Annotated in this window: 17 protein-coding genes and 1 riboswitch; of the genes, 5 read left to right on the forward strand and 12 right to left on the reverse strand. The window is 67.7% G+C overall.

Features of this window, described 5'->3' with window-relative positions:
• Positions 1 to 200: 200 nt before the first annotated feature.
• Genes AC3DEZ_RS11365 through AC3DEZ_RS11375 form a run of 3 tightly spaced genes read right to left on the reverse strand, consistent with a single transcriptional unit; the run spans position 201 to position 2,433 of the window.
• On the reverse strand, positions 201 to 1,229 hold the full coding sequence (locus tag AC3DEZ_RS11365) for a FecR family protein (protein WP_488388498.1): 1,029 nt from the start codon (positions 1,227 to 1,229) through the stop codon (positions 201 to 203).
• Positions 1,229 to 1,765: an RNA polymerase sigma factor gene (locus AC3DEZ_RS11370; protein ID WP_488388310.1), complete on the reverse strand. Its 537-nt coding sequence runs from the start codon at positions 1,763 to 1,765 to the stop codon at positions 1,229 to 1,231. The genes AC3DEZ_RS11365 and AC3DEZ_RS11370 overlap by 1 nt, the downstream gene beginning before the upstream one ends.
• Positions 1,762 to 2,433, reverse strand: coding sequence for a TonB C-terminal domain-containing protein (locus AC3DEZ_RS11375; RefSeq protein ID WP_488388311.1), 672 nt, complete (start codon positions 2,431 to 2,433; stop codon positions 1,762 to 1,764). The genes AC3DEZ_RS11370 and AC3DEZ_RS11375 overlap by 4 nt, the downstream gene beginning before the upstream one ends.
• Before the next feature lie 147 nt (positions 2,434 to 2,580).
• On the opposite strand from AC3DEZ_RS11375, the gene AC3DEZ_RS11380 reads away from it, so the two are divergent.
• The gene (locus AC3DEZ_RS11380; RefSeq protein WP_488388312.1) at positions 2,581 to 2,979 is read left to right on the forward strand and encodes a hypothetical protein; all 399 of its coding nucleotides are present in this window, start codon (positions 2,581 to 2,583) and stop codon (positions 2,977 to 2,979) included.
• Positions 2,980 to 2,992: 13 nt separating this feature from the next.
• Here AC3DEZ_RS11380 and AC3DEZ_RS11385 read toward each other — a convergent pair whose 3' ends face one another.
• The gene (locus AC3DEZ_RS11385) at positions 2,993 to 3,469 is read right to left on the reverse strand and encodes a hypothetical protein (RefSeq protein ID WP_488388313.1); all 477 of its coding nucleotides are present in this window, start codon (positions 3,467 to 3,469) and stop codon (positions 2,993 to 2,995) included.
• A gap of 200 nt (positions 3,470 to 3,669) precedes the next feature.
• Here AC3DEZ_RS11385 and AC3DEZ_RS11390 point away from each other — a divergent pair, with 200 nt between their 5' ends.
• Positions 3,670 to 5,322, forward strand: a complete 1,653-nt coding sequence (locus AC3DEZ_RS11390) for a GMC oxidoreductase (protein WP_488388314.1) — start codon at positions 3,670 to 3,672, stop codon at positions 5,320 to 5,322.
• Positions 5,323 to 5,338: 16 nt separating this feature from the next.
• Here AC3DEZ_RS11390 and AC3DEZ_RS11395 read toward each other — a convergent pair whose 3' ends face one another.
• From AC3DEZ_RS11395 to AC3DEZ_RS11415, 5 genes are all read right to left on the reverse strand, one after another.
• A complete protein-coding gene (locus tag AC3DEZ_RS11395; RefSeq protein ID WP_488388315.1) occupies positions 5,339 to 6,688 on the reverse strand; it encodes an acetate kinase in 1,350 nt (449 codons plus the stop codon).
• A 28-nt stretch (positions 6,689 to 6,716) separates the two neighbouring features.
• Entirely contained in the window at positions 6,717 to 7,223 is a 507-nt protein-coding gene (locus tag AC3DEZ_RS11400) for a hypothetical protein (RefSeq protein WP_488388316.1), read from the reverse strand.
• A 13-nt stretch (positions 7,224 to 7,236) separates the two neighbouring features.
• A complete protein-coding gene (locus AC3DEZ_RS11405; protein ID WP_488388317.1) occupies positions 7,237 to 7,929 on the reverse strand; it encodes a C39 family peptidase in 693 nt (230 codons plus the stop codon).
• Positions 7,926 to 8,405: a hypothetical protein gene (locus AC3DEZ_RS11410; RefSeq protein ID WP_488388318.1), complete on the reverse strand. Its 480-nt coding sequence runs from the start codon at positions 8,403 to 8,405 to the stop codon at positions 7,926 to 7,928. Before AC3DEZ_RS11410 ends, AC3DEZ_RS11405 begins: the two co-directional genes overlap by 4 nt.
• A 139-nt stretch (positions 8,406 to 8,544) precedes the next feature.
• Entirely contained in the window at positions 8,545 to 9,810 is a 1,266-nt protein-coding gene (locus tag AC3DEZ_RS11415; RefSeq protein WP_488388319.1) for a hypothetical protein, read from the reverse strand.
• A gap of 278 nt (positions 9,811 to 10,088) precedes the next feature.
• Positions 10,089 to 10,154: riboswitch (Fluoride riboswitch) on the forward strand.
• Positions 10,155 to 10,210: 56 nt separating this feature from the next.
• On the opposite strand from AC3DEZ_RS11415, the gene crcB reads away from it, so the two are divergent.
• Complete coding sequence (gene crcB, locus AC3DEZ_RS11420) at positions 10,211 to 10,597, forward strand: fluoride efflux transporter CrcB (RefSeq protein WP_488388320.1); 387 nt, start codon at positions 10,211 to 10,213, stop codon at positions 10,595 to 10,597.
• Positions 10,598 to 10,622: 25 nt separating this feature from the next.
• Here crcB and AC3DEZ_RS11425 read toward each other — a convergent pair whose 3' ends face one another.
• From AC3DEZ_RS11425 to AC3DEZ_RS11435, 3 genes are all read right to left on the reverse strand, one after another.
• Complete coding sequence (locus AC3DEZ_RS11425; RefSeq protein WP_488388499.1) at positions 10,623 to 11,924, reverse strand: replication-associated recombination protein A; 1,302 nt, start codon at positions 11,922 to 11,924, stop codon at positions 10,623 to 10,625.
• Between the two features lie 187 nt (positions 11,925 to 12,111).
• Positions 12,112 to 12,738 carry an outer membrane lipoprotein periplasmic chaperone LolA gene (gene lolA / locus AC3DEZ_RS11430; protein ID WP_488388321.1) on the reverse strand — a complete coding sequence of 209 codons (627 nt, stop codon included), beginning with the start codon at positions 12,736 to 12,738 and terminating at the stop codon, positions 12,112 to 12,114.
• Positions 12,739 to 12,895: 157 nt separating this feature from the next.
• Complete coding sequence (locus tag AC3DEZ_RS11435; RefSeq protein ID WP_488388322.1) at positions 12,896 to 15,262, reverse strand: DNA translocase FtsK; 2,367 nt, start codon at positions 15,260 to 15,262, stop codon at positions 12,896 to 12,898.
• A 310-nt stretch (positions 15,263 to 15,572) separates the two neighbouring features.
• Between AC3DEZ_RS11435 and trxB the strand changes: the two genes are divergently transcribed.
• Both trxB and AC3DEZ_RS11445 read left to right on the forward strand, forming a co-directional pair.
• On the forward strand, positions 15,573 to 16,526 hold the full coding sequence (gene trxB, locus AC3DEZ_RS11440; protein WP_295380967.1) for a thioredoxin-disulfide reductase: 954 nt from the start codon (positions 15,573 to 15,575) through the stop codon (positions 16,524 to 16,526).
• Between the two features lie 18 nt (positions 16,527 to 16,544).
• Positions 16,545 to 17,480 (forward strand): metallophosphoesterase, encoded by a 936-nt coding sequence (locus AC3DEZ_RS11445; RefSeq protein WP_488388323.1) that lies wholly within the window; start codon positions 16,545 to 16,547, stop codon positions 17,478 to 17,480.
• The last annotated feature ends 2 nt before the right edge of the window (positions 17,481 to 17,482 follow it).

The following is a 17,482-nucleotide window of genomic DNA, read 5'->3' on the forward strand; positions in this document are numbered from 1 at the left end:
TAAGACCGCCGCCGCCGACGACGACTGAACTCCTGCAACAAAAAATTCATCTGCGCGGCCAATCGACGGCTTCCGACGATGAATTTCATGTTTCCGTCATATCGACGTGCTAAGGCACCGCATGGACGTGCGAGGACTCGTCGTCGCATCCGCGTACTTTTGCGAAGAACCGCATGGGCGACGTGACGTCGCCCGCGCACTCAGCCGAGCAGGGTCACGCCACCGGGCATCTGCACGACGCGCGCGCCGTAGACATCCTTGACCAGGGCCAGGAAGGTATCCGCCTGACGGATCGGAATACGTGCCTGCACCTTCCTGCGTCCCAGTTCCGCGCGCGTGATCAGGATGCGTCCCGGCCGGTAGCGGTTGATCTCTTCGACGACCTGCGCCAGCGGTTCGTTGTCGAACACCAGGAATCCTTGCCGCCATGCATCGACGCGCGTCGCATCCACCGGCGCCACCGACGCAATCCGGCGTCCGGCCAGCCGCACCTGCCAAGCGGGTTGCAGCACCACCACGCGCCCACCCTGCTCCACCCGCGCCTGTCCGGACAGGCAGGTGACACGTTGGTCCTCGGCCACGCAGCGAAGATTGACGCGCGACCCCGCCGCAAGCGTGACCACGCCATCCCCCACCCGTACGCGCAGCGGTGACGGAGCCGCACGCGATGTGGTGATCTGGGCTTCTCCCTGCACCAGTTCCATCCAGGCGGAACCTGCTCGTTCCTCCCGGTTCAGGGCGGTACGCGCGCCCAGCGCCACCTGCACTCCCGCGATCTCCAGATCGCGCCGCTCGCCCACCGCGGTGCGGTAGTCGGCTGCCGCTTCCTCCCAGCCAGGCCACAGGCCCAGCGGAGGGCGCGCGATCAGCCAACCCGCGGATGCCGCGACCGCGCCACCGATGAACGCCCGCCGGCCCCGATTGATCGCCCGTGGCCGACGCGTGGCCTGCGCCGTCTTCGGGTGGGCAGGCGTGCGGACGGGATGATGGGCCAGGACGGCCGGCATGGGCGCGGCAGGAGCCGCCGCCAGTTCCGCCGCCGGCCCCAGCGCCGTCCACAGGCGGCGCGCTTCGCCGAACGCGCGCGCGTTCACCGGATCCGCGCGCCAGCGGCGGAACGCCTCCGCGTCCTCGGTGGTCGCGCGTCCGGAGAACAGGCGCAGCAACCAGTCATGGGCCTGGGCCTGCGCGGCGGATGCCTGGGGGGATTCTTCCGGCCTCATATCCATCACGACTGTTTTCCCGCGCCGGGACCGAACCGTTGCACGACCCGACGGTCGAGCCGGGTCGCGCAGTGCTGCAACGCCTTCTTCAGATCCTTGCCGATCATCCGCAGCGAAACGCCGTGGCGGCGCGCGATCAGATCCAGCGGTTCCTGCTCGACCCGCGCGGCCAGCAGGATGGCGCGCTGGCGGCGCGGCAGCTCCTGCAGGGCCTCGGCCAGCGCCGCGATGTCCGCCTGGCCGAGCGCGATACGGGCGGGATCCTGATCGTCGGCCACTTCGTCCATCAATGCTTCGATTTCCATCCCGGTGAGCACCCGCGCCTGCGCCACCCGCTGGTCGGTGGCGGCATTGACGGCCATGCGGAACAGGTAAGCCACCGGATTGCGGTCCGGCTGCGCGCTCTCGCGCATGCGTTCCACCCGCAGCCAGGTTTCCTGCAGGGCGTCCAGCGCCAGATCGTCCGAACCCAGGCGTCGGCGCAGGCGTCTGCGGAACTCCTCGTAGTGATCGAGCAGCAATGTGCGCAGGCCGGCGCTCATCCTCCGTTCCCCTGGCATGGCGGGGTTGACGTCGATGTCCGCGGCAACAGGGTCAGGGTGATCGGTTGCGGCAGATCATCCGGCAAGCCGGGCAGTGGCAGGCCTGTCACGCGGGCCAGGATGGCCCCATCGCGCGCGGCCTCGCCACTGGATTCGCGCAATTCCGGTTGCTGGATACGCCCTTGCCTGTCGAGGCGAAAGCTTATCGTCGCGCGATAGCCGCCCGGGCGCGTCAGCGGGTCGGCGCAGAGCGCGTCTTCCAGTCCACGCTGGAGCGCGCGCGCGCTCCGTCGGCGGCTTGCGGCATCGGCGACCGCATCGTGGCGAGCGGGCGCGATGACCGGAGCCGGAAGCGCTTCTTCCTCGCTCGCGACAACCAGGGTGAACGCATCGTCACCGACGAACCGGGGCGCGAGTCCCGTCCCCGCCAGCATCCGCCGCAGCGCCTCGTCGTCGCGGAAACGCCCGCGAACCTCGCGGGAATCCAGATCGACCAGCATGCGCGCATCGACCAGCACCGCCAGGCCCGTCATCTGGCCGTATGTCTGCAGGGCGCGCTCCAGCGGTTGCGCGGGCAGATCGAACCAGCGCGAATCGGATTCATTCGCGGACGTTCCCGCGAACGGCGACAACAGCGATGCCAGCAACATCGCGAGCTTCGGCATCATCGGATGCCGGCTCGCCGTGCGGCGTGGTCCCAGGGGGGCAGCGGTCGTCCCGCAAATGACTGTCATCAAACTGCAGGCAGAACGCGCCAGTATCGAAACGCCAGGCACGGCACACTATTCGGCCATCGTTGCAGTCCGGTGACACTCATGCCACGAATCCTTCTCCCTGCGGCGGCGCTGTTGATCCTCGCGAATGGCATCGCCCCCATCGCCTTGTCCGCCGGCGAACCGCAGGCTTCATCCACGCCCGCACCCGCGACCGTTCCCGCCGGGACCCGGCGCGACACGCGCTGCCTGGAGGTGGAGGTCAACGGCGAACGCATCCCCGACTATGCCTGCCTGGGCCAGTTGATGACCGCGACGCCCGCTACGTCGCCCCCCACGGCTCTTCCGGGCTCGGAACGGATCGCGCGACGTCCGCCTGCCGAACTCGGTCTGGCCAATCGGGCAGCCACCCAGCAGCGGATGGGCAATGCCTTCGGGGTCTCGACCCGACCGCAGCGCCCACCGCCACCACCGCCGCCGCCCGTGATTCCGGGACGCTGACGACGACCCGCCACTAGGGAGAAACGGTTTCCTTCGACGCCGCGCCGGTCGTGTCCGCTTCGCCGTCTCCCAGCGACAGGCCCAGTACCAGCGGCTGGCGCATGTCCGCGGGAGGCTGCGCCAGGCGGGTGCCCCGCAGCAGTGCCTTCAACGCCGCGTCGGCGCCGGCATCACCCAGCGAATCGAATTCACTGCGCTCGACCTCGCCGCCGGCGTCGATCCACAGTTTCACCACGATCGGATCCTGGCGCTGCGGCTGTGCCGCAGAACGCTCCATCCAGCCGTGCAGTTCGGTGGTGGTGACGTTCTCCTCGGCCAATCGCTGCTGCAAGGTCATGCCCGCCTGCTGCGCGTAAGCCAGCCAGTGCGCGGGAATCTCCGCCGGCGCGGCGGAGGCCGCGCCCACCGCGCTCCAGGCCAGCACCGCGGCCAGCCATCGCCGCAGCAGGCCGGATGCGCCATGACCGGCGGCATTCTTCGCATCCTTCATCGCATCCATCCGTTGCCCAAACCAACGGACTGTGCCCGTTCCAGATGACGGGATGATGGCACCCGCCGGGTATCGGGCGGCGGCATGGCCTGCTTCCGCCACGGCTTGCGTAGCTTCTCCCTGTGCGGCCCGGATCGCGGGCCGGGCGAGGCGATTCCGATGAGGAAGCCAATCCTTGATCACGCGAAAGGCACGTCGGCGTGCTGATCGACTATCGCCACGCCTCCGCGCCCGATGACTTCGACGCCCACCTGTGCATCGTGGGTGCGGGCCCGGCGGGCATCACGATCGCACGCCAGTTCGTCGGCACGGCGATCCGCGTTTGTCTGCTGGAAGGCGGTGGGCTGTCCGGTGACGCCGACAACCAGTCGCTGTATGCCGGTGACTCGATTGGCGTCCCCGAACTGGACCCGGGCGCCAGCCGGCTGCGTGCCTTCGGCGGCAGCACCAATGTCTGGGGTGGCGGCTGCATTCCGCTGGGCCGGCTGGATCTGGCGCCACGGGACTGGGTGCCCAACAGCGGCTGGCCGATCTCTTATGCGGAACTGGAGCCCTACTACGCGCGGGCACGCGACATGTTCGCGATCGAAGAGCACGAATTCGAAGCCGGCGGATTCCTGACCTCGCCGGCGCGGCAGCCGCCCGCCTTCGATCGGCAACATCTGGTCAATCGCAATTTCGTGCTCAGCCCGGTGTTCTTCGGCCGCACCTACCGGACCGAACTGGAGCGCGCGCCGAACATCCAGGTGGTGCTGCACGCCAACGTGCTGGAACTGCTGGCCGATGCGGAGGGCGAGCATGTGCGCCAGGCCAGCATCGGCACGTTGCAGGGACGTCGTGGACACGTGCGCGCGCATCGCTACGTGCTGGCCTGCGGCGGTATCGAGAATGCGCGCCTGTTGCTGCTGTCGAACTCGTCCCTGCCGCGCGGCCTGGGCAACCGCCAGGATCTGGTTGGACGCTACTTCATGGATCATCCGCGTGGGCGTCTGGGCACCCTGCGCGCCCGCGCGGTCACCCCGCTCACCCGTCCATATGATCGTTCCGGCGGCAAAGGCGCGGCACCCGCCTTTCCGGAACTATGCCTGTCCGACGACGCCATGCGCGTCCATCGTCTGCTGGCGGGACGCGTGCGGCCGGTCGCGGTGGAAGGCCCGGTGCCACGCGGCATCCATGCCGCGCGCAGGTTGCGCTCGGCATTGCGCAAACCGCGCCCCGACGAAGGCCGCTCGCTCGAGGGACAGATGTCGCAGTCGCTGAGCCTGCATGCGCCCTCGCAGGACGATGCGCCGGTCCGCGAGAACATCGCCCGCCTTGCGCTGGCGTTGGCGCCCGGCGTGGGCGACCTGGCGCGCGGTGTGCTCAACAAACTCGCCGACCGTCCGATCGTGCGTCCGGATCACGTCGACGTGATCGGCTACTTCGAGCAGGCGCCCAATCCCGACAGCCGCGTGCACCTGGGTCGGGAACTGGATGCCCTGGGGCAGCGCCGGGTGTGCGTCGACTGGCGGCTGACGCCGCTGGACTGGCACACCTACCGGACCGCCGCGCAGTTGTTCGGCGACCAGCTCGCGCGCGCCTGCGCGGGAAGCTTCCAGCTCGAGCCGTGGCTGCGCGGGGACAACACACCGCAGTTGCAAGGCACCGCGCATCACATGGGCACCACGCGGATGGCCGACGATCCCGCCGGGGGCGTGGTCGATCGCAATCTGCGCGTCCATGGCATGGACAACCTGCACGTGGCCGGCAGTTCGGTGTTCCCGACCAGCGGCTGGGCCTTCCCCACCTTCACCCTGGTCGCACTCAGCATGCGCCTGGCCGAGCACCTGCGCGACTGCCTGTTCCTGCTGTAGCGGCCGGCAGCCGTGTTCAGAAGGTGATCGGCACCCGCGCGGTGAAGGTCACGTCGGGCGTATCGCGGGTCAGCCCGGCACCCAGCGCCACGTTGAGCGAGACCCGTTCGTTGAACCGGTAGGTACCGCCCAGCAGCAGCGTGGCGAGGGTCACCCGCACCGCGCCCGCCACGTCCTGTCCGTTCTGCCGGGTCTTGTCGACCACGTTCATGTCGTAACCGATGCTGATGGCGGCCTTCTCGTTCAACGCCAGGCCCATGCCCAGGTTGAAGCCGATGATGTCACCGGCCTCGATGTCGCCCAGGGACTCGCGCTTGCCGTCGACCAGCAGACGCGACACGTTGCGGCGCTTGAAGTTGTGCAGATAGCTGAGACTGCCGAAGAACACCACCGGATCGGAGGGATACAGCCAGGTCACGCCGGGTTGCAGCGCCTCGAATCCGGAGCCGGTCGGCAGGTCCAGCGGCAGGCCGGTGCCCGTGGTGTTGGCGACGCAGCGGGTCACGCAATCGGTGACCACCTCGAACAGATCCTTGCCGGTGCGGCTCTTGTAGCGCAGCCAGCCGATGTAGAACGCCTGGTCGGGACCGCCCTGGTTGATCTGATACCGTGCCGTCAGCTCGACGTCGCCGATGCCATTGCCGCTGGCGTTGAACACCCGATCCTGTGCCGACCCGGTGAAGATCTCGCGACTGACCGTATCGCCGTTGATGTAGACATACGGCAGCTTGGCTTCCAGTTCGAAACGCCGGTTGAGTCCGTAGCGCCCGGTCAGCGTGGCCACCGCGGTGGTGGTCTTGACCTGGCGCACGTCGATCAGGCCGATCAGGATGGCGGGAATGACGGTGTAACCGACCAGCGCGACGCGATCGTTCGCCGAGTACCCGTACTGCAGGGAGGGTTCCAGCACGAACTTCCCGGGCGGCGTCAGCACGCCGGGCTGGTCGAAGATCTGCGCCACTTCCGGTGGGCGCGAATCCGATTCGGGAGCCTGCCCGACCGGCTGCGAAGCCGGCCGCGCGGGCGGTGTGGTCTGCGCCGGCGCGGCCTGCGCGGCCAGTACCGGGGCCTGGCCGAGCACCGGCATCACCACCGGCGCGGGCGCGCCGCGCGCCCGGGCATTGGCCAGCACTTCCTCGTTCAGCGCGGACTGCAGCCGGGCGAGGGTCAGCTGTTGTTGCTCCAGGGATTGCCGGGTCTGTTCGAGCTGACGGGTCTGCTCGTTGATCTGGCGTTGCAGGTTGTCCAGGCGGTCCTCGCCTTCGACGGATGCGGGTGATGCCTGCTGCGCCCAGGCCGGACAGGCGGCCAGCAGACCGGCGGCGAGCGGCAACGGCAGCAGGCGGGATAGCGACGTCCTTTTCATCGGGTTGTCTCCGTGGCGGAAGTGCGGATCAGCGGGTACCGGCCGAACCGATCAGCGCGTCCTGCAGGGCGCTGCCGGCATTGAGTCCCTGGAAGCCGCCCAGCACATGGCTGTCCACCTCCAGGCGGGTGATGGTGATGATGTGCTGGTCATTGAGCGTGTTCTGGATCACCACGCCGCCGGGCAGGTGCATCGGCTCGAAGCGGTTGCCGTCACCGCGCTGGACCACGATCCCCCGGTTGAATTCGCCGAGCGCGCGGGCCTCCTCCGCGGTCAGCCGCGACAGATCCGCGACCCTGACCGAGGTGCTGGCCGCCAGCTCGCCGTTGACGTACACCATCCGCTCGATCCCGAACGACAGCATCGCTCCGGAAGGCAACTGGAAGCCTCCCCGCATCGTATCCAGCCGCGCGGGATCGATCGGTGTCCATTCCGCGCCCAGGCCATCGCCGTCGTCACCGTTCCCGCCATGCGCCGCCAGCGAAACGGCGGTGCCGGAAATCAGGATGCAGAAGGCACCGAGACCGGTTTTCATGTGTCTGTTCATGTCAGATATCTCCCGGGCCGCGTCGCGGCACCGCGATGTTGCGCAGGCCGTCGCGATGCAGGCCGACGTCCAGCGGCGCCGGCGGCGCGGTGCGCCAGTCCTGCGCCTGGTTGAACCGCGCCTGCGCGCGGCGGTTGTGGATGACGAACAACACCCGGTTGTCCCACAGCGCCTCGAAGCGCGACTTCGGCATCGCGCGGGTGCCGCGCGCCGGGTCTCCCAGCAACACCCGGCCGTTCTTCAGACCCTTGACCACCACGAAGTGCCGATAGCCACGGTCATTGAGCAGCACGATCGCCGGCACGCCCTCTTCCTGCAGTTTTTCCAGCGGCAGCTCGAAGCCGTCCGCCTCGAAACCCTGCGACTGCAGGTAGCGGCGCATGTCCAGCAGCGAGAACCCCTCCTTGCGGATGCGCGCCTGATCGCCATAGGTGTACATCCGCACGAACACGTCCTGCTCGCTGACCGGATGCCCGTACTGGAACGTCAACAGGGTGGCGGTCGCGGCGGATCCGCAGCTGAAGTCGAACTGTTGCGGGATGGTCGTGCGGAAGCGCGCTTCCTTCAGGCTGGTCACCCGCAACTGGTACGCGCCGCTGACAGGCACCCTGAGATCCATGTCCGCCGCGGCGACGTTCATGGCGACGCAGGTCGCCAGGACCAGGCCCGCCACGGCGGCATGGACGGATCTCATCGAGCGGGATCCGCGAAGTTCACGGTCACCACCATCGCGTTCTGGATGAGCACGTTGGTGCCGGTGTTCTGGATGACCGTGTTGATGCCGTTGGCATTGTCGAAGGCGCCCTGGTTGATGGTGTTGCTTCCGCTGATGATCCGATCGGCGGTGTTGCCATCGACGGTACCGTCGACATCGATGATCACCGTGCTGCCGTGGTCGTCTTCGCCACCACGCATGCCGGCCAGCCGCGTCACGTCCACCGGCGCGCCGATCTCGATGACGCCGCGTTCGCGGACCTGCAACCAGCCGGGCGGTACTTCGGCCCGCAACGGCACCGCCATGCCCGGTTCCGGGGCTCCGGCGTCGGTCGGAATCGAGGACGAAGGCATCGGCTCACCGGCGAATGACGCCGCCGCGCCGAAGCACGACAGTGCAAACGCCACCCAGGACGCGGCACGGAAATGCCGCGTGAAACGATAACGGGGATGCATGGTCATTCTCCCTTGCCATGCGTTCCGTCCTGGCACGTCGCGCCACGCGCCCCCTGTCGATCCCGCCGCGGAGGCGGCGGGATCATCCTGCGCACGGCGCGCCGGATCGCCGCAGCGGTCCGGTGTGCCCGGGGAGCGCTTACGGACCTACGGTCAGGTTGGCCTGCACGGTGATGCCCTGCTGGATCAGCGACGCGAAGCCACTGTTCTGCGCAGCCACCATCACACCGGCGGCCGACTGGCCGACGCTGCTCATGGTGTTGGACATGTTGAACGTGCCCGCGTCGTTGGCCACGGAGCCACCCGCGCCACCGGCACCGCCCATCGCGCCGTTGCCGACGCCACCGTTGCCGACGCCGCCGTTGCCGTCACCGCCCACGCCACCTTCCGCACCGACCGCGCCCATCGCGCCGTCGCCGGCGGTGGCGTCGCCATTGCTGGCGGTCGAGGAAGCGTCACCGTTGGTGGCATCGCCGTTGGTGGCCGAACCACCCGCGCCGCCATCGCCCGCGGTCGCGCTCAGGCTGCCGCCCGCGCCGCCGGTCGCGGTGCCGTCGCCGCCGGTACCGGTGGCCGAGCCACCCGTGCCCGCGCCTGCGGTCGCCGTGCTGGAACCACCGGTCGCGCTCGCGCCGCCGGAGGTGCCGTTGCCGCCAGTCGCGGTGCTGGTGCCACCGGTGGCATCGCCCGCGCCGCGCTCACGCACGCGGCCGCTGTTGGCACCGGCATCGCCGCCCGCCGCGCCATCGGCCGCAACCGCGTCGCCACTGGCGCTGCCGGCGTCGCCGCCCCAGCCGCCACTGGCGCCACCGCCCCAGCCGCCCGCCGCACCGGCGTCGCCGCCGCGACCGCCGCGGTTGTGATCGGCGCGTCCGCCGTTCCCGCCGTCGCCGGCCACGGCGTCGCCAATGGACGCACCGCCATTGCTGACATCGCCCGCGCTGGCGCTGCCGTTGATGGCATCGCCGCCGTTGCCACCGCTGCCACCGTCACCGCCGTTGCCGCCACGGCCACCGGTGCCTTCGCCACCGTAGCCGTCGCCGCCGCGCCCGGTGCCACCGCGTCCGCCATTTCCGCCGTTGGCGTCGCCCCAGTTCTTGGCGACGTTGCCGATGTCATGCACGGTGATGCCGCTGACCGAGCCGATGAGCTTGGTTTCGGCCACCGCCTTGCTGTGATTGAACGCGTTGGAGAAAGTGGCGGTCGCGGTGCCACCGTTGTTGGCGGCCGCGGTGCCATAGCCATCGGCATAAGCGACGCCGTCGTTGTCGCGGTTGTCACCGTCGTGGGTACTGCTGTCGGTCGCATCGAAATCGACGGCGACGAGCGTATCGGCCCCAGGTCCGTTTTCCGTGTTGGTTGCCTGTGCGAAAGCCTGTCCCGTCAGACCAAGTCCCAGTAACACTGCAGATGCAATGAGAGTCTTACGCATGCACATGTTTATTCTCCTGTGCCGTTCTGGCGCCCAGGGGAGGCGCTAAAAAACGACGTCGGTCACGCTCACATACGAAACGTTAGTCAGCCGGGGGACGAATGTTATATTTTCGTTATCCATTGTGCCGCTCGTCTGCCGCCACCGGAACGCCTTCGCACGCCGACGATCGGTAGCCGGATCAAGGTGATGGGTGGCGTTCTTGCATCCCGAGTGAAGTCTTTTTCGCCCGCCGCGGGCGATGTAGGCTGTGTGCCCCGGGAGATGGCATTCCTCCCTGAACCGCCGGCATGACGGCTGATGATGCCTGCCGAGAAACCCGCAACCGGGACGGTGGGCATGCGCCATCGCTCCTTTTCTGGAGAAGTTGGCGATGTATTCCTTCCTGGCCATCGCGTTCGGCGCGGCACTGGGTGCATGGGCGCGCTGGGGCCTGAGCGTCTGGCTCAATCCGAACCATGCGCAATTGCCGCTCGGCACGCTGGCGGCCAACCTGATCGGTGGCTACGCCATCGGCGTGGCGATGGGCTGGTTGGCGCACCATCCTTCGATCGCGCCCGAATGGCGCCTGTTCGTGATCACCGGCCTGCTGGGTGGACTGACCACCTTCTCCAGCTTCTCGGCCGAAGCCATGCAGTTGATCCTGCGGTTGCAGTACGGCTGGGCGTTCCTGCTCATCGCGGTGCACGTGGCGGGTTCGCTGCTGATGACCGGCCTCGGGCTGATGACGGTGCGGTTGGCGCGCAGCCTGGCCGGCTGAGACGCATTCGGAGCGCCGGGCGTGGTCAGCGGCCCGGCTTGGCCGCCCTCGCCTCGCGCCGTTGTTCGCGCAGGCGATCGAGTTTTTCCTTCAACTTGATTTCCAGGCCGCGCTCGACCGGTTCGTAGTACACGCGTTCGCCCATGGCATCGGGAAACGCGGTCTGATCCAGGGCGATACCGCCCTCGGCATCGTGATCGTACTGGTAGCCACCGCCATAGCCGAGCTGCTTCATCAGCTTGGTCGGCGCATTGCGCAGGTGCAACGGCACGTCCTGCGTGCCATGTTCGCGCACGTCCTGCTTCGCCATCCCGAAAGCCTTGTAGCCGGCGTTCGACTTGGCGGTGCTGGCCAGATAAATCGCCACCTGCGCCAGCGCCAGATCGCCCTCCGGACTGCCCAGCCGTTCGTAGGTGTCCCAGGCGTCCACCGCCATCTGCAGCGCGCGCGGATCGGCCAGGCCGATGTCTTCCACCGCCATCCGGGTCAGCCGTCGCGCCAGATAGACCGGATCGCAGCCGCCGTCCAGCATCCGCGCCAGCCAGTACAGCGCACCATCCGGGTTGGAACTGCGTATGGATTTGTGCAGCGCCGAGATCTGGTCGTAGAACTGCTCGCCGCCCTTGTCGAAGCGGCGCGTGCGATCCGCCAGCACCTGCTGCAGGGTCTGCGGGGTGATGGTATTGTCCTCGCCGGCCGCCAGTTCGGCGGCGATTTCCAGCAGAGTCAGCGCGCGACGCACATCGCCGTCGGCCGCGCCCGCGATTTCGCGCAGGGCGTCATCGCTGGCCAGCAGGCCCTGCCCGCCCAGACCCCGCTCCTCGTCGTCCGCCGCCCGCCGCAGCGCATGCCGGATGTCGTCGGTCGAGACCGCCTCCATCACATGCACGCGACAGCGCGACAACAATGCCGAATTGAGTTCGAACGACGGATTTTCGGTGGTCGCGCCGACAAACAGGATGGTGCCGCGTTCGATATGCGGCAGGAACGCGTCCTGCTGGGCCTTGTTGAAGCGATGCACCTCGTCCACGAACAGCACGGTGCGCCGTCCTTCGGCGAAGCGCTGCGCCGCTTCGGCCAACACCGCGCGCACGTCCGGCAGGCCGGACAGCACCGCCGAGATGGCATGGAATTCCGCATCCGCATACTGCGCCAGCAGCAGCGCGAGAGTGGTCTTGCCGCAACCCGGCGGCCCCCACAGGATCATCGAATGCACCCTTCCGGACTCCACCGCGCGGCGCAGCGCGCTGCCCGGTGCGAGCAGCCTGCGTTGTCCCACCATCTCGTCAACGGTGCGCGGCCTCATGCGTTCGGCCAATGGCCGCATCGCCGAACGGTCGACACTCAGCAGATCGGATTCCTGGGGAAAGGGATTTCGGGTTTTGGGAGATCTCGCCACCGGTCGATTCTACCGTCCGCGAGACGGGATCGGCCCGTGGAAACGAAAGGACCGGGCTCCCGACGGAACCCGGTCCTCGATGCTCGATGGTCCTGCGGATGCCCGGCCGCGACGCTCAGGAACCGCCGACCACGTCCACGCCCGGACCCGGCGCGTACTTGAAGGTGCCGCCGGCGAACGACGGATTGCGTTTCCAGCCACTGAACTTGATGGTGGTGCGCTGGCCGACCGCGTCGATCACTTCCATCTGCGCCAGGCCCTTGCCATCGAAGCCAAGGCGCGCGGACTGGAAGTTCGCGTCGCCGTCGCGCTTCGGGGTCAGGGTCAGCCATTCCAGTCCGTTCTGGTTGCCGGTTTCCTTGACGTTGAACTGCTGGTCCAGCTTGCCGGGATCAATCAGCGCCGACAGCGGACTGTTCTGCTCCTCGATGCCCTGTTCGCGCACCGTGGCCTGCTTCAGATCCGGGTCGTAGACCCAGACCTGCTTGCCGTCGGCGACGATCAGCTGTTCGTAGGGCTTGTTGTACTCCCAGCGGAACAGGCGCGGCGCGGACAGCGCGACGCGGCCGTTGGAGGTTTCCTTGAGCTTGCCGCCGCCGTCGTGGACCTGCTGGACGAACTGGCCGTCCAGGCCCTTCAGGCCGGTGGTGAAGACCTTGAGCTGATCACGGGCGCCGGCGAAGGCGTTGCCGGCGAACAACGCGGCGGCGATGAGGAAGGCGGGACGGGCGATTGAGATCATGGTGTGGTGGCTTGGAGGGTCGGGTTCGGTGCCGAGTGTGCCCCGGCAAATCTGAATAGCGCACATCGCGACTGCCCCGCATCGCCGTGCCATGAATCGGCATTCAGGGACGCGGCGCCGGCGAGATGCGGGGTGGTACCGGCGGGCCCCGTGGCCCTCACCGGGGTGGTGGCGGCGCCAGTACCTGGCGGTCGCCGTTGTGTTCCGGCGGCGAGACCACGCCGGCCGCTTCCATCGCTTCGATCAGTCGGGCGGCACGGTTGTAGCCGATCTTCAGCCGGCGCTGCACCCCGGAGATGGAAGCGCGCCGGCTTTCGGTGACGATGCGCACCGCCTCGTCGTACAGCGGATCGCTTTCGTCACCGCCGCCGCCGCTGCTTTCCGGCAAGCCGGTCGGCCCGACCACCACGCCGTCGCCCATCGTCTGGATTTCCTCCAGCACGCCCTCGATGTAGTCGGCGCTACCGGTAGCCTTGAGATGCTCGACGACGCGATGCACCTCATCGTCGCTGACGAAGGCGCCATGGATGCGCTCGGGCATGGCGGTGCCCGGCGGCAGGTACAGCATGTCGCCGTGGCCCAGCAGCGTTTCCGCGCCGGACTGATCCAGGATCGTGCGCGAGTCGATCTTCGAGCTCACCTGGAACGCGATGCGAGTCGGGATGTTGGCCTTGATCAGGCCGGTAATCACGTCCACAGACGGACGCTGGGTGGCGAGGATCAGGTGGATGCCGGCCGCGCGGGCCTTCTGCGCCAGGCGCGCGATCAACTCTTCGACCTTCTTGCCGACGATCATCATCATGTCGGCGAATTCGTCGATGAAGATGACGATGAACGGCAGCGGCTCCAGCGGGCGCGGCGCCTCCTCCAGATCCGGATTGGGCTTGAACAGCGGATCCATCAACGGCTGGCCGGCGTCCTGCGCGTCCTTGACCTTCTTGTTGAAGCCGGCCAGGTTGCGCACGCCCACCGCGCTCATCAGCTTGTAGCGGCGCTCCATCTCCGCCACGCACCAGCGCAGGCCGTTGGCAGCCTCCTTCATGTCGGTGACCACCGGCGCCAGCAGGTGCGGGATGCCCTGGTAGACGCTGAGTTCCAGCATCTTCGGGTCGATCATCAGCATCCGCAGTTCTTTCGGCGAGGCCTTGTACAGCAGGCTCAGCACCATCGCGTTGACCGCCACCGACTTGCCCGAGCCGGTGGTGCCGGCGACCAGCAAATGCGGCATGCGCGCCAGATCGGCAACGGTCGGGCGGCCGGCGATGTCCTTGCCCAGCGCCAGGGTCAGCGCGCTGCCGGACTTGTCGTATTCCTTCGAGCGCAGCAGCTCGCTGAGGAAGATCATCTCGCGGCTGGTGTTGGGGATTTCCAGGCCGATCACCGACTTGCCCGGAATCACGTCGACCACGCGTACCGACTTCACGCTCAGGCCGCGGGCGATGTCCTTGTCCAGCGAACTGATCTGGCTGACCTTCACGCCCGGCGCCGGCTCCATCTCGAAGCGGGTGATCACCGGGCCCGGATAGGCGCCGACCACCTGCGCGTCGATGCGGAAGTCCTTGAGCTTGAATTCGATCTGGCGCGACAGGGTTTCCAGGGTTTCCTCGGAATAGCCCTTGGTCTGCGGCTTCGGATCGTCCAGCAGCGACAGCGGCGGCAAGCCGGACGCATCGCCGCCGGTGCCATGGAACAACGGGATCTGCTGCTCGCGCTTGGCCCGCTCGCTCTTTTCGATCACCGGCGCCGGCGGCGGCTCGATCTTCACCGGCTCCCGCTTGGCGCGCAGCACCGCGTCGGCGCGGCGCACTTCCTCGCGTTCCTCGCGCATCACCCGCGTCTGCTGCCATTCGGCCGCCTGCTGGCTGCCCTTGCGGAACATGCCCGGCAGCGCCAGCACGCCCTTGCCGATGCGCTCCATCACCGCGAGCCAGGACAGGCCCGTGGCCAGCGTCACGGACACCAGGAACAGCGCCAGCAGAAACAGATTGCCGCCCAGTCCACCGAAACCGCTGAGCAACGATTTGCCGACCAGGGTGCCGAGGATGCCGCCCGGGCCATCGGAGAAATGCTCGGCCGGCACGCCACGCAGGAACAGCAGGCCGGTGGAGGAAATCAGGAAGCCGACCATGCCGATCAGCCGCAGCGCCGGCCCCAGATCCGCTTCGCCGTCGCCGTCGGTGTCCATGCCGAACAACGCGATCCAGGCGACCGCGCCAAGGATCACCGGCAGCAGGAAGGCCACGTAGCCACACAGCGACAGCAGCAGCGCCGACAACCAGGCGCCGACCTTGCCGCCCCAGTTGTGGATAGGCGCGGTGACGCTGCCCGCCTGCGACCAACTGGGATCGTCCGGCGAATACGAGAACAGGCTGGCGAACAGATAGAGCAGCAGCGGCGCGATCACGATCAGCGCCAGATCACGCCACAGGCGCTGCCGGCGTGGATTCATCGCCGCGGTGGCCTGCTTGCGCGCGGCCGCGTTGGCGCCTTTGCCCTTGCCATTTTCGGGTGCTGGTTTTGCCACCTTTCGATTAGACCTTAGGAATATGCCATTAGTCTTTGATAATAAACGAAACATTGGCGAATTTCAGCCCTCGGAATCGCATCAGCCTGGCGCCGCGTCATGGAAGGCCCGCAGAAAAAAAGGCGCTACGGTGGCGCCCTGTCGCAGATCGCCGGCATCACGCCGACCTGTCGCTCGCATGTTGTTCCGCATCACCGCATTCCATCCGCGCGCCTTGATCGAACCTGATCACACCCGCACTCTATGTCGCCTGCGATGGCGTGCCAGCCGTTGCGATCGCAAGGCCAATCCACCTTCTCCGCGAGTATACATGAGCACTTCGAAGCACTGCCGCCTGTTGATCCTGGGCTCCGGCCCGGCCGGCTGGACCGCCGCCGTCTACGCGGCCCGCGCCAATCTCAAGCCCGTCGTCGTCACCGGCCTGCAGCAGGGCGGCCAGCTGATGACCACCACCGAGGTGGACAACTGGCCCGGTGACGCCCACGGCCTGATGGGCCCGGATCTGATGGCGCGCATGCAGGCGCACGCCGAGCGCTTCGACACCGAAGTCATCTTCGACCACATCCATACCGCCGACCTGGGCCAGCGTCCGTTCAAACTCATCGGCGACAACGGCGAGTACACCGCCGACGCCCTGATCCTGGCCACCGGCGCCACCGCCAAGTACCTGGGCCTGCCGTCCGAAGAGGCTTTCAAGGGCCGCGGCGTGTCCGCCTGCGCCACCTGCGACGGTTTCTTCTATCGCGATCAGGACGTGGCCGTGGTCGGCGGCGGCAACACCGCCGTGGAAGAGGCCCTGTACCTGGCCAACATCGCCCGCAAGGTCTACCTGGTCCATCGCCGCGACACCCTGCGCGCGGAGAAAATCATGCAGGACAAGCTGTTCGCCAAGATCCAGGCCGGCAAGATCGAGCCGGTGTGGCACCACACCGTGGACGAGGTGCTGGGCAACGAGGCCGGGGTGACCGGCCTGCGGGTCAAGTCGGTGCAGGATGGCAGCACCCGCGACCTGGACGTGCACGGCTTCTTCGTGGCCATCGGCCACACCCCCAACACCAGCCTGTTCGAGGGCCAGTTGGGGATGAACAACGGCTACCTGACCATCAAGTCGGGGCTGGATGGCGGCGCCACGGCGACCACCGTGCCGGGCGTGTTCGCCGCCGGCGACGTGGCCGACCAGCATTACCGCCAGGCCATCACCTCGGCCGGCTTCGGCTGCATGGCCGCGCTGGACGCCGAGCGGTTCCTCGACAAGGACGCCTGATCCCCGCCCCGGTCCGAGGTGGACAAGATCCTGCTCAAGCAGGCGCTGTTCTACGGCAGCTACCTGGCGTTCCCCTGTCTGGCTTGGCTGGCCTGGCGCCTGCGCAGGCCAGGCAGGCGCTGGTTCACCGCCTGCGTGCTGGCGGCGGGCCTGGTGTTCGTGTGGGCGCGGTTCGTCGAACCACAGATGATCCGGGTCAGGGAAACTACCCTCCCTGGCACTGGTGCCACAGCGAACATCGCGCTGATCAGCGATATCCATCTCGGCATCTACAAGGACTCGCGGTTCCTGCACCGATTGGTGGATCGGATCAATGATCTGCCCGTCGATGCCGTCGTGATCGCGGGCGATCTGACCTACGAACCACAATCCCGGCCGCAGTGTCCGCGGGAGTCCGAACCCCGGCAGGCGCAGCAGTGTGCGCTGGAAGCGATGTTCGCACCGCTGTCGCGCATGCGCGTTCCGATCCTCGCGGTGTTGGGCAACCATGACCAGCAGGCTCCCGGCCCCGATATCGATCAGGCACTGCGGGCCGCGCTCGGCCACCATGGCGTGAAGATCATCGAGGGAAAACTGTTGACCACCGCCGCCGGCTATCGCTGGGCCGGACTCGGTGATCGATGGGCGGGCAAGGACGATCCGGCATTCCTGGCCGCCGCCCCGTCCTCCCTGCCCACCTTCGTGGTTGCGCACAATCCGGACAGCGCCGTGGATCTGGATCCGGCGAGTACCCGCCTGCTCCTGGCCGGCCATACCCATGGCGGACAGATCCGCATTCCCGGACTGTATCGCCGGGTGATTCCGAGCGCGCACGGCTTCGACCGGGGCGAACAGTTCGCATCGACGCCGCGCGGACGCATACGCGTGTTCACGACGTCGGGCGTGGGCGAAATCGGATTGCCCATGCGCCTGTTCAATCCGCCGACGATCGACGTCCTGCATCTACGCCCCTGATA

Source organism: Pseudoxanthomonas sp. 134C1 (assembly GCF_057773065.1).